This window comes from Paracoccus isoporae (genome assembly GCF_900101865.1).
In the GTDB taxonomy this organism is placed as follows: Bacteria; Pseudomonadota; Alphaproteobacteria; order Rhodobacterales; family Rhodobacteraceae; genus Paracoccus; species Paracoccus isoporae.
Genome location: NZ_FNAH01000001.1, coordinates 65,394 through 78,877, shown reverse-complemented (window position 1 = coordinate 78,877; position 13,484 = coordinate 65,394). Strand labels below are relative to the sequence as shown.

Below are 13,484 nucleotides of genomic sequence, written 5' to 3'. Positions count from 1 at the left end.
AACTCCGTTCATGGGGCCCGCAGGCCGGTGCGCTGCGGGGCTTGATTGCCGGACTCGCGGACATGAAATCCTGTGAAAGATGGCGTCTTATCGGGGACGGTAGCAACAGAACAAGCCAACGCCAAGCCCAACATCGCCCGCGCGAGGCGAGAGCCGTGCCGCATCCGATCCGGGGGCAGATTGACCTTCGCGCCGCGAATTGCCTAACTCCCCCCATGGATTTTTCAGCCGCCATCCGCCGAAGCCCGATTCCGCATGACCGGCAGCGCGCGGGTGACGCACGCGGATTGTTCGGCGGCATGGATCAGCCGAGCCTGGAGCTTGTGGCCGGTGCAGCAGGTTGCAGCCCCTATCTGTGGTCGCTGATGCAGAAAGAGGCCGAGTGGCTGCCCGACGCCCTGTCCGGCGCCGATCAGGATCTGGTCGGGCGCGAGACGGACGGTCTGGGCGAGCTTGATGCGGCAGAGCTCGCCCCCGCGCTGCGCCGCGCGAAGCGTCGGGTGGCGCTTCTGGCCGGGCTGGCCGATCTGGGCGGGGTCTGGAGCTTGGCCCAGGTCACCGGCGCGCTGACCGAGCTTGCCGATCGTGCGACCGACCTGGCCTTGCGCGCGCATCTGCGCCAGGAAATCGCGCGCGGCAAGCTGCCCGACACAGATGCCGATGCGGGCGGGATCTTCGCGATGGCGATGGGCAAGATGGGCGCGGCGGAGCTGAACTACAGCTCCGACATCGACCTGATCGTGCTCTATGACGACGCAGCCTATGACGAGGCCGACCAGCATGAGGCGCGTGCCTCGCTGATCCGGGCGACGCGCAAGGCGGCGGCCACGCTGTCCGACAACACCGAGCATGGCTATGTGTTTCGGACCGATCTGCGGCTGCGTCCCGATGCGGCGGTCACGCCGGTCTGCCTGTCGGCCTCGGCCGCGCTCAGCTATTACGAGGCCGAGGGGCGGACATGGGAGCGCGCCGCCTATATCAAGGCGCGGCCCTGCGCGGGCGACATCAAGGCGGGAGAGCAGTTCCTGACCGATCTGCGCCCCTTCGTGTGGCGCAGGCATCTGGATTTCGCGGCGATCCAGGACGCGCATGACATGCGGCTGCGGATCCGTGATCACAAGGGGCTGGGCGGCAAGCTGAGCATTCCCGGCCACAACATGAAGCTGGGTCAGGGCGGCATCCGCGAAATCGAGTTCTTCACCCAGACCCGGCAGCTCATCGCGGGCGGGCGCGACCCGGATCTGCGCCGGCGCGGCACGGTCGAGGCCCTGGAGGCCCTGGCCGAAAAGGGCTGGGTGCCTGCAGATATCGCCGAGGAACTGGCGGAGCATTACCGCGCCCATCGTGACATCGAGCATCGCATCCAGATGGTGAACGATGCCCAGACCCATGAATTGCCAAAGGACGAGGACGGGTTGGAGAATATCGCCCTGATGATGGGCGAGGCCGATCTGTCCCGGTGGTCGGACAGGCTGCGCGAAAGGCTTGAGCGGGTCGAGACCCTGACCAACGCCTTCTTCGCCCCGTCCGAAGCCGCGCCGCTGCCCGAGATCTCCGAAGCCTCGCAGAAGATCATCGATGGCTGGGATGCCTATTCGGCGCTGCGTAGCACGCGGGCCCAGCAGATCTTCCGCCGCATCAAGCCCGAGCTGATTGGCCGGATGAACCGCGCCGCCCATCCCGAGGAGGCGCTGTCGCGCTTCGACGGGTTCCTGCAACGCCTGCCCGGCGGGGTGCAGCTCTTCTCGCTGTTCGAGGCCAACCCCTCGCTCATCGATCTGATCGTCGATATCTGCGCGACCGCGCCGGGGCTTGCCGCCTATCTGGGCCGCCATCCCGAAGTTCTGGACGCGGTGCTCGGCGGGTCGTTCTTCGCGCCGTGGCCGGGCGGCGAGGCGCTGACCGACACGCTGTCCCGGCGGTTGCGGCAACGCATGACGGCGCGCGATGGCGGCTATGAACAGGCGCTCGACGAGGCGCGGCGATGGGCGCATGAATGGCAGTTCCGCATCGGGGTGCATCACCTGCGCGGCCTGTCCGACGCAGCCCAGGTGGGGCGGGAATACGCCGACATCGCGGATGCCGCGATCACCGCGCTGCTGCCGCTCGTCAGCGAACAGATTGCCGAGAAACACGGCGCGCCCCCCGGCAGGGGCGCGGTGGTGCTGGGAATGGGATCGCTTGGCGCGCAGCGGCTGAATGCAGCCTCCGATCTCGATCTCATCGTGATCTATGACGCCGCCGATGCCGAGGAAACCGACGGCCGCAAGCCGCTTGCGCCCCGCGCCTGGTATTCGCGTCTGACCCAGTCGCTGATTACCGCGCTGTCGGCGCAGACGGCGAACGGACGGCTCTACGAGGTCGATATGCGGCTGCGCCCCTCCGGGCGTCAGGGGCCGGTGGCGACGTCGCTGCAATCCTTCACCAGCTACCAGATGGACGAAGCCTGGACCTGGGAACATCTCGCCCTGACCCGCGCGCGGGTGATCGCCGGATGCGGCGCGGATGCGGTTGCGCTCGGCGACGAGGTGGAGGCGGCGCGCCTCGACGTGCTGCAGCGCCGCGGCAGCGACGACCGCGTGATCCCCGACCTGGCCGGGATGCGGGCCCGAATCTTCGCGGCCAAGGCTCCGGACGGCGCGTGGGAGGCGAAGACCGGGCGGGGCCGGCTTCAGGATATCGAGTTGCTGGCCCAGTCTTTCGCGCTGCGCGGTGCCGATCCGGCGCGCCGCATGACGGCGCAGCTTCGCGCCGGCGCGCGCCATGATCTTCTGTCGAAGGACGACATGGAGACGCTGCTCACCGCCGACCGCTTCCTGTGGCGGTTGCAGGCGGCGGGGCGGCTGATCAGTGAAAAGGCGCTCGACATGGACAGGCTGGGCGCGGGCGGGCAGGAATTCCTGTTGCGCGAAACCGCGACCGAGGATTTGGATGCCCTGGCCGCCCGGCTTGCGGAGACGATTGCCGAGGCGGGTCGGATCGTGGATCTCTTCGCCCCGGCATCGCCGGACGATGCGGGGCGCGGGACCGACTGATCCTGACCTGCCCCGGCGCGCGGCCGGTCGGATCGGGCCGCGCCAGATCGTCACCCGCCGCCCCTGTGTTGTCGTGAACCGTTTGTTCATCCTGTCCGCCGCGCCTTCGCAGCGTTCGGCGGATCCTCTGACGCCTCCTCCGGGTCAGGCACAGGCGGCGCGGACGGTTTGCGGTGCGGAGCCGCGCGTCGCCGTATTGTTCTGGCCGTGCCGCCACGCGCCTCGCCATTTTCGATGGCGCCCAGAAAGGGAACGCGGGCGATGCCGGACTCCGCGAGATCGGCTTGCGGCGCAGGCTCGACCTCGTCGAACACGCCATGCACCGTCTTGTCCCAGTAGAACGGCTTTCGCACCACCTCGTAGATGGCCTTCCAGCCCGCCACGCAGCCGAGCGGAAAATAGATCGGCATCAGGGCGGCATAGGGCAGCAGATGGCGGTGCTTTTCGCCCCTGACCGACCAGAGATTGACCGCGAGCGCAATCAGCTCCGACGCGACGCAGAGCGTAAACAGCACGGGCACCGCATTGCCGCCCCAGATCAGCGCCAGCGAGTCGCGCATCAGATGCGGATAGCCGAAAGAGAGCAGCCACAGGCTACACAGCACCGGGGCCAGCAGATATTGCGAGAGCGTGCCCAGGAACTGCACCTGGAAGGCCAGGAACCGTCGCGGCCCCAGCTCGCGCCAGAGCCGCGCCGGATCGCGCATATGCACAGACCAGGTCATGGCATAGCCCTTCAGCCAGCGGGACCGCTGCTTGATCCAGGGCAGAAGCCGGCAATTCGCCTCCTCATCGGTGGTGGTGTCGATCAGCTCGGTCCGCCATCCGCGCCGGGCCAGCCTGACGCCCAGATCGGCGTCCTCGGTGACGTTCCAGCTATCCCATCCGCCGATCTCCTCCAGCACGTCGCGCCGGAAGAACAAGGTGGTGCCGCCGAGCGGGACCACCAGACCCAGCCGCGCGAGCCCCGGCAGGTTGGTGCGGAACCAGCTTGCGTATTCGATGGTGAAACAGCGTGCGACCCAGTTGCTGCGCGGGTTGAAATAGTCGAGCTGCCCCTGCAGGCAGGCGATATCTGGCGCGGCACAGGCAAAGCCGCGCGCGATCCTGTGCAGTTGATCCGGATCGGGCCTATCCTCCGCATCCCAGATCCCGACGATCTCCCCGCGGCAGAAGTTCAGCGCGTAGTTCAGCGCCCGCGGTTTGGTCCTGACGCGGCCGGGCGGAACCGTCACCACGCGGATCCAGAAGGGCAGGCGGACATCCTTCAACGCGGACTGGGTGATCCTGTCATCGGCCTCGACCACCAGCAGGATGTCGGTCAGCTCGCGCGGGTAATCCAGCCGCGACAACCGCCCGACCAGCTTTCCGGCCACCTCGCTTTCCTGCAACAGCGGCACCAGCACCGAAATGACGGGCAATGGGCCGCGCAGTTCCGGCGCGGGTCTGACCCCTGCTGCGACCAGATGGCGCTCGGCCGCCTCCTCCGTCCGCCGCCGCAGCGCGGCCTGAAACGTTGCCACGCGCAACACCGTGCCGCACAGCAATGTCAGCGCGGCCCAGCCGGTCAGCAGCGCAATCACCGCATGCGGGTTGGCGATCATCGCCGCGATCAGCGCTGCGAGCGACATGATCGTCCATCGTCGGATCCGCCCCTCGTTCCGGCTGCGGCAGCTCTCGGCGGCGGGCACGCTGCATTCCGCCTGAAGGGTCAGCGCAGCGGAGCGCAGCGACATGATCGCGGAATGGATGCGGCTCTCTCCGGCAAGCAGCATCCGCACCGGACCCAGCCGCGCCTCGATCGTCGGTTTCAGCGCGTCGAAATCCTCCGGCCGCGCGGTCGCCATGAAGGTCACCCCGGCGACCCGCCGCCAGGGCAGCACGGCATTCTTGAGGCAGTAGGCCGGGCCAACACGGTCGATCAGCCGCGAATCCGGCGCGAGCGCCACGGGATCGACCGCGCTTATCCGCCATTGCCGGGTCAGGGCGCGGGTCAGCGCCGCCTCGGTCACCCAGCCCTGCGCGAGCAGGATTTCACCCAGCCGGACATTCTGCCGTTCCCGCATCACCGTGGCCTTCAGCAGATGCGAGGTGCGGACCGCCCCGTCTTCCTGGAGGATCTGGCCGAGCGGACGCAGATCGCGCCCGGCGATCGGCGGCGATCCCGCCTCGCCCGGCGCGGTGTCGTCGGCTTGGATCGTGGAAGCGCGCAGCGGCGCGGCACGGTCTGCGGACATGGCGGCCCCCTGTCTGTCTCAGCAGGGGTGCCACGCCGTCCCTTAAAATTGCATTAAACCACGCTCAGGCGTCGCGGCGGCCGCGCATCTCATCGGCGAAACGCGTGAACAGATAGGCCGAGTCCTGCGGACCGGGGCTCGCCTCGGGGTGATATTGCACCGAGAAGACCGGCTTTCCCTCCACCGCCAGCCCGCAATTCGATCCGTCGAACAGGCTGACATGCGTCTCGCGCACCCCGTCGGGCAGGCTCTGCGCATCGACCGCGAAGCCGTGATTCATCGAGGTGATCTCGACCTTGCCGGTGTCCACGTCGCGCACCGGATGGTTCGCGCCGTGATGGCCGTGACCCATCTTGACGGTCTTCGCCCCGAGCGCGAGCGCCAGCATCTGATGGCCGAGACAGATGCCGAAGATCGGCAGGTCGCGGTCCAGCAATTCGCGGATCATCGGCACCGCATACTCGCCGGTGGCGGCGGGATCGCCCGGTCCGTTCGACAGGAACACGCCTTCGGGCTCATGCGCCAGCACCTCTTCGGCCGTGGCGGTGGCGGGCAGGACCGTGACATCGGCGCCCGATGCCACCAGCGAGCGCAGGATGTTCCGCTTCGCACCGTAATCGAGCGCCACGACCCGGAACGGCGTGTCCTCGGTGGTCTTGCCGAACGCGCCGGGCCAGTCCCACAGCCCGTCCGACCAGCGATAGCTCTGCCTTGTGGAGACCTCCCTGGCCAGATCCAGCCCCACCAGACCCTGCCAGTCGCGGGCGCGCGTGATCATCGCCTGAATGTCGAATTCGCCCTCAGGGTCATGGGCCAGGACCACGTGCGGGCTGCCCTGCTGGCGGATGGCGCGGGTCAGGCGGCGGGTGTCGATGCCGCCGATCCCGATCCGGCCCCGGCGGCGCATCCAATCCTGAAGATCGGCACTGGCGCGCCAGTTCGACGGCTCGGTCGGGTCCCATTTCACGACGATGCCGCTGGCGACGGGGTCCGGCGCCTCGTCATCCTGTTCGGTGATGCCGGTATTGCCGATATGGGGGAAGGTGAAGGTGACGATCTGGCTGGCATAGCTGGGATCGGTCATGATCTCCTGATAGCCGGTCATCGCGGTGTTGAACACCAGCTCTGCCACCACCTCGCCCGTTGCCCCGAAGCCCTGGCCGGTGAAGATCGTGCCGTCTGCAAGGGCAAGGCAGGCGGTCGGTTTCGCGGCAGGCGCGGTCATGGGCGGGCTCCGAGTCTGGTAATCGCGCGGAACCTAGTGAAAGGGTGCTCTCTGGTCAAGCGACGCCGGGGTTGAACCGGCCCCAGATCTTAACTATCTGCAAGCGCTTGAACCTGACATGGGGACCACCATGGATTTGAGAAGCAAGATACAGAGCGCAACCAAGGACGCGATGAAATCACGCGACCAGCTTCGCCTGTCCACGCTGCGGCTGATCTCGGCCGCGATCAAGGACCGCGAAATCGCCGCTCGCACGGGCGAGGGCGAGGGTGCCGGGCTGAGCGATGCCGATCTGGTCGCGATTCTGGCCAAGATGGTCAAGCAGCGTCAGGAATCGGCCCGCAGCTATGAAGAGGGCGGGCGGCTGGAACTGGCCGAAAAGGAAAACGCCGAAATTGCCGTGATTCAGGAATTCCTGCCCCGCCGGATGAGCGACGACGAAGCGCGCGCGGCCATCGCGGCGGTGATCGCGGAGCTGGGCGCGGGCTCGGTCCGCGATATGGGGCGCGTCATGGGCACGCTGAAGGCACGCTATGCCGGTCAGCTCGATTTCAGTGCAGCGGGTCAGATGGTGAAGGAAAAGCTGCTCTAAAGCGATGGCGCGCCGGGGTCATCTGGCCGGCGTGATGCCTTGCGACCGCATCTCGGCGAGGGCGTCGTTCATCTCGACCGACAGCTTGCGACGTTCCTCCGCCGTCAGGAACGCGCCGAGTTCGACCTCGCGCCCGGATTCGTGATCGCCGGTCAGCACCAGATAGCTGTCCACCGGGCCGGGCCGCAGCGTGGCGCGGATCCAGTAGGGTCGGGCCGACCATGTTCGGTCGGCGCGCCCCGGATCGCTGCGGATGAGCATGATCCGCCCGGCCGTAAGCGTCAGGCATTCGCGCGTGGTGCCGCTGCGATAGCTGTGCCCGATGGCCCACCAGATCCCGGCAATTGCCGCCAGCATGAACGGCAGAAGCCCCCACAGCACGGCACTGCCCAGAACCGCGATCAGCGGGAAGGACAGCAGCACGGACGTCACCCCGATGAACCAGACGAACCCTTTTCGCGGCAGCGATCGATGCGGCCAGAGATGCAGCACATGCCGCCCGTCTTGCTGCTGCCACTGATAGGGCATGTGCGGTTCCTTCTGTCGGAAGATCACGCGCGGCGCTGACACCGGGTCCGGCGCTGCGCGAAACGAAAAACGGCCCCGGATCGCTCCGGGGCCGTGATGTCTTTGAGCCTGCCGTTAATGGGCGTGGCTGCGGTCCCAGTCCTCGCGCTTGGGAAGCTGCTCGAACGTGTGTTCGGGCGGCGGCGAGGGCAGGGTCCATTCCAGCGTGTCGGCGTATTCGTTCCAGTAATTCGCCTCGGTCACGCGCTTGCCGGCGAACAGCGTGTAGAAGACGATCCCGATGAAGAACAGGAACGATGCGAAGGCGATATAGGCGCCGATCGACGAGATGTTGTTCCAGTAGGCGAAAGCCTCCGGGTAGTCGATATAGCGGCGCGGCATGCCCTGGCGGCCAAGGAAATGCTGCGGGAAGAAGATCAGGTTCGAGCCGATGAACATCGCCCAGAAATGAACCTTGCCGGCCCATTCGGGATATTGGCGGCCGCTCATCTTGCCGATCCAGAAATACACCCCGGCAAAGATCGCATAGACCGCGCCGAGCGACATCACGTAGTGGAAATGCGCCACCACGTAATAGGTGTCGTGATAGACCCGGTCGAGCGGCGCCTGGCTCAGAACCACGCCGGTCACGCCGCCGACGGTGAACAGGAACAGGAAGCCGAAGGCCCAAAGCATCGGTGTCTTGAACTCGATCGAGCCGCCCCACATCGTCGCGATCCACGAGAACACCTTGATGCCGGTCGGCACCGCGATGGTCATGGTGGCCAGCATGAAATAGCTCTGCTGGGTCAGCGACATGCCGACCGTGTACATGTGGTGCGCCCAGACCACGAAGCCCAGGATCCCGATGGCGGCCATCGCCAGCACCATGGGCAGGTAGCCGAAGATCGGCTTGCGCGAGAAGGTGGCGATGACGTGGCTGATGATGCCGAAGCCGGGCAGGATGATGATATACACCTCCGGATGGCCGAAGAACCACAAGATGTGCTGATACAGGATCGGGTCACCGCCGCCTGCGGGGTTGAAGAAGTTCGTCCCGAAATTGCGGTCCATCAGCAGCATGGTGATCGCACCGGCCAGAACCGGCAGGGCCAGCAGGATCAGCCAGGCGGTGATGAAGACCGACCAGGCAAACAGCGGCACCTTGAACAGCGTCATGCCCGGCGCGCGCATGTTCAGGAAAGTGGTGATGATGTTGATCGCCCCCAGGATCGAGGAGGCGCCCGAGACGTGGACGGCGAAGATCGCCAGATCCATGGAATACCCGCCCTCGGTCGTCGACAGCGGCGGATACAGCACCCAGCCCACGCCGGAGCCGGCTTGCTGGTTGCCGCCCGGAGCCAGCAGCGACGCGACACCCAGAGCCACGCCGCAGACATACATCCAGTAGGACAGGTTGTTCAGACGCGGAAACGCCATGTCCGGCGCGCCGAGTTGCAGCGGCATGAAGAAGTTGCCGAAGCCGCCGAACAGCGCCGGAATCACCACGAAGAACATCATCAGCACGCCATGATAGGTGATCATGACGTTCCACAGATGGCCGTTCGGGGTGCATTCGGCCGCGCTCGGGAACAGGCGCGCGCCCTCCATGCACATGTATTGCACGCCCGGATGCTGCAGTTCCATGCGCATATAGACGGTGAAGCAGACCGAGATCAGGCCGACGACGCCAGCCGTGAAAAGGTAAAGGATACCAATATCCTTGTGGTTGGTGGACATGAACCAGCGGGTGAAGAACCCGCGCTCGTCGTGATGTCCGCCGGATTCGTGAACGGCTGCGTCGGCCATTGCGCGATCTCCCTGGGTTGATCCTGAGGCGGCCGGCTCAGGCCGGCAGATGGCTGCACCTTATCGCTGATGGCCGGATGCGGCAATGCGACTCGATGCGGAAACTGCAACCTCCGATGCAGTTTTTCACCGCAAAACAAGGCCCCCGCGCCCGAAGCTCCGGCGGCCCATGTCACTCATGCGACATTCTGTCGCGACCTTGCATCTACTGGCCCGGCGCGCGGGGGGCGCCGTCGCTTTCGGCGGGCTGTTCGGGCGCGTCGGGCGAGACGCTGAGCAGGAAGGCCACCAGATCACCCTGATTCCGCGTCAGCTTGAAGGTCATCTTGGAGCGGGCGCCGTCATCGCCCGTATGCTCGGCCAGATAGCCGGTCGGGTCGGTGACATAGGCCTCCAGCGAGTGAACGTCCCAGACCGCGTCGGGATTGGTCTCGGCCAGGGTCATCAGCCCCTCGCCATAGCGGAAATCCTCCTGCGCGGCGAATTTGCGGCCCACGATGCCGAACAGGTTCGGCCCGGTGCGCCCGCCCTTCACGATATCCTCGCCCGCCGGATTCTGGATCATGTGGCAGGCCTTGCACTTGTTGAACTCCTTCTCGCCGGCGGCCGGGTCGCCGTTTTGGGCGATGGCCGGGCTGGCGAGTGCCAGGAGCGAGAGCGTGGCGATGTGGCTGGGCTTCATTGGCTGGTCCTTTCAATGCGTCTGGCGAAGAATCCATGTCTCTGCGCCACCCGAGATGCACTCTGCTCAGCCGGGTCGGATGCGGTCAAATCACATCTGGCGGCGTCGCGGGGGCGGGGCCGAAAACCTCAGTGAACCGTGTCTTCAGCGCATTGTCCAGATCACCCATTTCGACCGGCAGACCCAGATCGACAAGGCTGGTGACGCCGTGGCCCGAAATGCCGCAGGGCACGATGCCGCCGTAATGCGACAGGTCCGGTTCGACATTGATGGCGATGCCGTGAAAGCTAATCCAGCGGCGCAGCTTGATCCCGATCGCGGCGATCTTGTCCTCGCGCGGGGATCCGTCCGGCAGGGGCGGCTTTTCGGGGCGCGTGACCCAGACACCGACCCGGCCGTCGCGGATCTCGCCCCGCACGCCGAATTCGGCCAGCGTGGCGATGACCCAGGCTTCCAGAGACTGCACGAAGGCCCGCACATCGCGGCCGCGCCGGTTCAGATCCAGCATGATGTAGACCACGCGCTGACCCGGCCCGTGATAGGTATATTGCCCTCCGCGCCCGACCGCGTGGACCGGAAAGCGCGCATCCAGCAGATCGGCATCGCGGGCCGAGGTGCCTGCCGTGTAAAGCGGGGGATGTTCGACCAGCCAGATCCGTTCGCCCGCCTGACCGGCATGCATCGACGCGACATGCAATTCCATCTCCGCCACGGCATCCGCATAGGGGGTCAGGCCCGGCGCAATCACCCATTCCGGCTCTGTCAGGGCGGTCCCAGACAACGGATCTGCAGGCTGAGCTGATGACATCCATCGCCTCCGAGACGCGAAACGGCACCACGCGGGCGCGGGTTTCGCTGGTGCGGTCGAGAAGACTCGAACTTCCACTCCGGTTAGGGAACAGCGACCTCAACGCTGCGCGTCTACCAATTCCGCCACGACCGCATCGCGACACCGCGTGCAGATAACGCCTCGACGCGCGGTTGAAAAGGGGGATTCGTCGGATTGCCGCCGAAAATGGCAGGGACGGCTTGGCTGTCGGAATGACCACCATCGCTGTTGCCAATCCGCCGCGGCGCCGCTTAACCTGCCCGCAGCGGATAAGAACAAACACGACGCATGACAGGGAGCCGGATTTGACGACAGGGAGCCGCGACGCCGATTTCGTCGTCTTCGACCATGTGCAGAAGAGCTATGACGGGCAGGTGCTCGTCGTCAAAGACCTGAACCTGACCATCGCGCGGGGCGAATTCCTGACCATGCTGGGGCCGTCCGGCTCGGGCAAGACCACCTGCCTGATGATGCTGGCCGGGTTCGAGACCGCGACCCATGGCGAGATCCGGCTGGGCGGGCGCAACATCAACCAGGTGCCGCCGCATAAGCGCGGGATCGGCATGGTGTTCCAGAATTACGCGCTGTTCCCGCATATGACGGTGGGCGAGAACCTGTCCTTTCCGCTGGAGGTGCGCGGGCTGTCCAGATCGGACCGCGCCGAACGCGTGCGCCGCGCGCTCGACATGGTGCAGATGGCCGGGTTCGAGACCCGCCGCCCCGCCCAGCTTTCCGGCGGTCAGCAGCAGCGCATCGCGCTTGCCCGCGCGCTCGTCTTCGATCCCGAGCTGGTGCTGATGGATGAACCGCTCGGCGCGCTCGACAAGCAGTTGCGCGAGCATATGCAGTTCGAGATCAAGGCGCTGCATGAACGGCTGGGGATCACCGTGGTCTATGTCACCCATGACCAGTCCGAGGCGCTGACCATGTCGGATCGGATCGCCGTGTTTAACGATGGCCGGATCCAGCAACTCGCGACCCCGTCGGAACTGTATGAGCGGCCGCAGAACAGCTTTGTCGCCAGCTTCATCGGCGAGAACAATGCGCTCGGCGGCACCATCGCCAGCCTTGACGGGGACAAGGCCACGGTGCGGTTGTCGAATGGCGAGATCATCGACGCGACCGCGGTGAATATCCGCGAGGTCGGCCAGCCCACCACCGTGTCGATCCGCCCCGAGCGGGTGGAGTTCAAGCCGGGCATGATGGCCGAAGGCGCGCATACGATCGACGCCGAGGTGGCCGACGTCATCTATATGGGCGACATTCTGCGCGCGCGGCTGAAGGTCGCCGGGCAGGAGGATTTCGTGATGAAGTTCCGCAACACGCTTGGCCAGACGAAACTCTCGGCTGGCGAACATATCCGCGTTGGCTGGCATCCGCAGGATGCCCGCGCGCTCGATCCGGTCTGAGATGACCGGCCTGACGCAGATCCGCGTCCAATGATAACGGCCAATGCGCCGACCAGATCCAATGGGAGATTTCACATGAAGAAGACCCTGATTCTGACCACCGCACTTTGTGGCATGGCGTTCGGCGCCTCCGCGCAGGAGGTGAACCTGCTCAGCTGGGGCGGCGCCTATGGCAATTCGCATCTGGAAGCCTATGCCAAACCCTTCACCGCCGAGACCGGCACCGCCGTGAACATCTCGGATGCCGACAATCCCGCCACCCCGATCAAGGCCATGGTCGAGGCGGGCAACGTGACCTCGGACGTGGCCTCGGTCGAATATGCCGATGCCGTGCGGCTCTGCGACGAGGGGCTGCTGGAGGAAATCGACGCGTCCGCGCTCGAGGCGGCCGAGGACGGGACCGCCGCGACCGACGACTATATCGAAGGCGGGGTGACGGATTGCTTCGTGGCCACCGATGTCTATTCGATGGTGCTGGTCTATAACGACTCGCAATTCGAGGACGCGAAGCCCGCCACGCCGGCCGATTTCTTCGATCTGGAGGCCTTCCCCGGCAAGCGCACCATGCGCAAGGGCGCGAAGTTCAACCTGGAGCTGGCGCTGATGGCCGATGGCGTGCCCGCCGATGAAGTCTATGCGACGCTTGAAACCGCCGAAGGGGTGGACCGCGCCTTCGCCAAGCTGGACAGCATCAAGGATGAGGTCGTCTGGTGGGAGGCCGGCGCGCAGCCGCCGCAGCTTCTGGCCGATGGCGAAGTCTCGATGGCATATGCGTTCAACGGGCGGATCTTCGATGCGGTGCAGCAGGACGATCAGCCCTTCGAGATCATCTGGGACGGCCAGATCTATGAGATGGAAGGCTGGGTGATCCCGATGGGCGCGCCGAACATGGACGAGGCGCTGGAATTCATCGCCTTCTCCACCGCGCCGGCCAACCAGGCGCGGGCGGCGGAGTTCATCAGCTACGGGCCCCCGCGCCGGTCCGCCGCGGCAATGGTCGGCAATATCCAGGGCACCGAGGAGCCGATGGGCCCGAACCTGCCGACCTCCGAGGAAAACATGACCAATGCGCTCGGCTCCAATCTCGATTTCTGGGTCGATTACGATTCGGAACTGAACGAGCGCTTCAACGCCTGGCTCGCAGGCTGATGCAACGGCC

Annotated in this window: 10 protein-coding genes and 1 tRNA gene; 4 read left to right on the top strand and 7 right to left on the bottom strand. The window is 65.9% G+C overall.

Going from position 1 to position 13,484, the window contains the following annotated elements:
• Positions 1–215 precede the first annotated feature (215 nt).
• The gene (locus BLT73_RS00375; protein WP_090519892.1) at positions 216–3,035 is read left to right on the top strand and encodes a [protein-PII] uridylyltransferase family protein; all 2,820 of its coding nucleotides are present in this window, start codon (positions 216–218) and stop codon (positions 3,033–3,035) included.
• 86 nt (positions 3,036–3,121) lie between these two features.
• On the opposite strand, the gene BLT73_RS00370 is transcribed toward BLT73_RS00375, so the two are convergent.
• Both BLT73_RS00370 and carA read right to left on the bottom strand, forming a co-directional pair.
• Positions 3,122–5,272, bottom strand: coding sequence for a glycosyltransferase (locus BLT73_RS00370; protein ID WP_090519891.1), 2,151 nt, complete (start codon positions 5,270–5,272; stop codon positions 3,122–3,124).
• A gap of 64 nt (positions 5,273–5,336) precedes the next feature.
• Positions 5,337–6,497: a glutamine-hydrolyzing carbamoyl-phosphate synthase small subunit gene (carA, locus tag BLT73_RS00365; protein WP_090519889.1), complete on the bottom strand. Its 1,161-nt coding sequence runs from the start codon at positions 6,495–6,497 to the stop codon at positions 5,337–5,339.
• A 130-nt stretch (positions 6,498–6,627) separates the two neighbouring features.
• On the opposite strand from carA, the gene BLT73_RS00360 reads away from it, so the two are divergent.
• Positions 6,628–7,089: a GatB/YqeY domain-containing protein gene (locus BLT73_RS00360; protein ID WP_090520875.1), complete on the top strand. Its 462-nt coding sequence runs from the start codon at positions 6,628–6,630 to the stop codon at positions 7,087–7,089.
• Between the two features lie 18 nt (positions 7,090–7,107).
• On the opposite strand, the gene BLT73_RS00355 is transcribed toward BLT73_RS00360, so the two are convergent.
• The 5 genes from BLT73_RS00355 to BLT73_RS00335 all read right to left on the bottom strand — a co-directional run bounded on the left by BLT73_RS00355 (position 7,108) and on the right by BLT73_RS00335 (position 11,030).
• Positions 7,108–7,617 carry a DUF2244 domain-containing protein gene (locus BLT73_RS00355; RefSeq protein ID WP_090519888.1) on the bottom strand — a complete coding sequence of 170 codons (510 nt, stop codon included), beginning with the start codon at positions 7,615–7,617 and terminating at the stop codon, positions 7,108–7,110.
• A 114-nt stretch (positions 7,618–7,731) separates the two neighbouring features.
• Entirely contained in the window at positions 7,732–9,405 is a 1,674-nt protein-coding gene (ctaD, locus tag BLT73_RS00350; RefSeq protein WP_090519886.1) for a cytochrome c oxidase subunit I, read from the bottom strand.
• Between the two features lie 205 nt (positions 9,406–9,610).
• Positions 9,611–10,087: a c-type cytochrome gene (locus BLT73_RS00345; protein WP_090519885.1), complete on the bottom strand. Its 477-nt coding sequence runs from the start codon at positions 10,085–10,087 to the stop codon at positions 9,611–9,613.
• A gap of 85 nt (positions 10,088–10,172) precedes the next feature.
• A complete protein-coding gene (gene lipB, locus BLT73_RS00340; RefSeq protein ID WP_281246290.1) occupies positions 10,173–10,853 on the bottom strand; it encodes a lipoyl(octanoyl) transferase LipB in 681 nt (226 codons plus the stop codon).
• A gap of 90 nt (positions 10,854–10,943) precedes the next feature.
• Positions 10,944–11,030: transfer RNA gene (locus BLT73_RS00335), tRNA-Leu, on the bottom strand.
• 191 nt (positions 11,031–11,221) lie between these two features.
• Here BLT73_RS00335 and BLT73_RS00330 point away from each other — a divergent pair.
• Together BLT73_RS00330 and BLT73_RS00325 are read left to right on the top strand one after the other, a co-directional pair.
• The gene (locus BLT73_RS00330) at positions 11,222–12,325 is read left to right on the top strand and encodes an ABC transporter ATP-binding protein (protein ID WP_090519882.1); all 1,104 of its coding nucleotides are present in this window, start codon (positions 11,222–11,224) and stop codon (positions 12,323–12,325) included.
• Between the two features lie 75 nt (positions 12,326–12,400).
• The gene (locus tag BLT73_RS00325; RefSeq protein WP_090519880.1) at positions 12,401–13,474 is read left to right on the top strand and encodes an ABC transporter substrate-binding protein; all 1,074 of its coding nucleotides are present in this window, start codon (positions 12,401–12,403) and stop codon (positions 13,472–13,474) included.
• The last annotated feature ends 10 nt before the right edge of the window (positions 13,475–13,484 follow it).

Bases quoted from the DNA above. Each gene is read 5' to 3' on its own strand.
- BLT73_RS00375 (WP_090519892.1), top strand. From the start codon at position 216: ATGGATTTTTCAGCCGCCATCCGCCGAAGCCCGATTCCGCATGACCGG.
- BLT73_RS00370 (WP_090519891.1), bottom strand. From the start codon at position 5,272: ATGTCCGCAGACCGTGCCGCGCCGCTGCGCGCTTCCACGATCCAAGCC.
- carA (WP_090519889.1), bottom strand. From the start codon at position 6,497: ATGACCGCGCCTGCCGCGAAACCGACCGCCTGCCTTGCCCTTGCAGAC.
- BLT73_RS00360 (WP_090520875.1), top strand. From the start codon at position 6,628: ATGGATTTGAGAAGCAAGATACAGAGCGCAACCAAGGACGCGATGAAA.
- BLT73_RS00355 (WP_090519888.1), bottom strand. From the start codon at position 7,617: ATGCCCTATCAGTGGCAGCAGCAAGACGGGCGGCATGTGCTGCATCTC.
- ctaD (WP_090519886.1), bottom strand. From the start codon at position 9,405: ATGGCCGACGCAGCCGTTCACGAATCCGGCGGACATCACGACGAGCGC.
- BLT73_RS00345 (WP_090519885.1), bottom strand. From the start codon at position 10,087: ATGAAGCCCAGCCACATCGCCACGCTCTCGCTCCTGGCACTCGCCAGC.
- BLT73_RS00325 (WP_090519880.1), top strand. From the start codon at position 12,401: ATGAAGAAGACCCTGATTCTGACCACCGCACTTTGTGGCATGGCGTTC.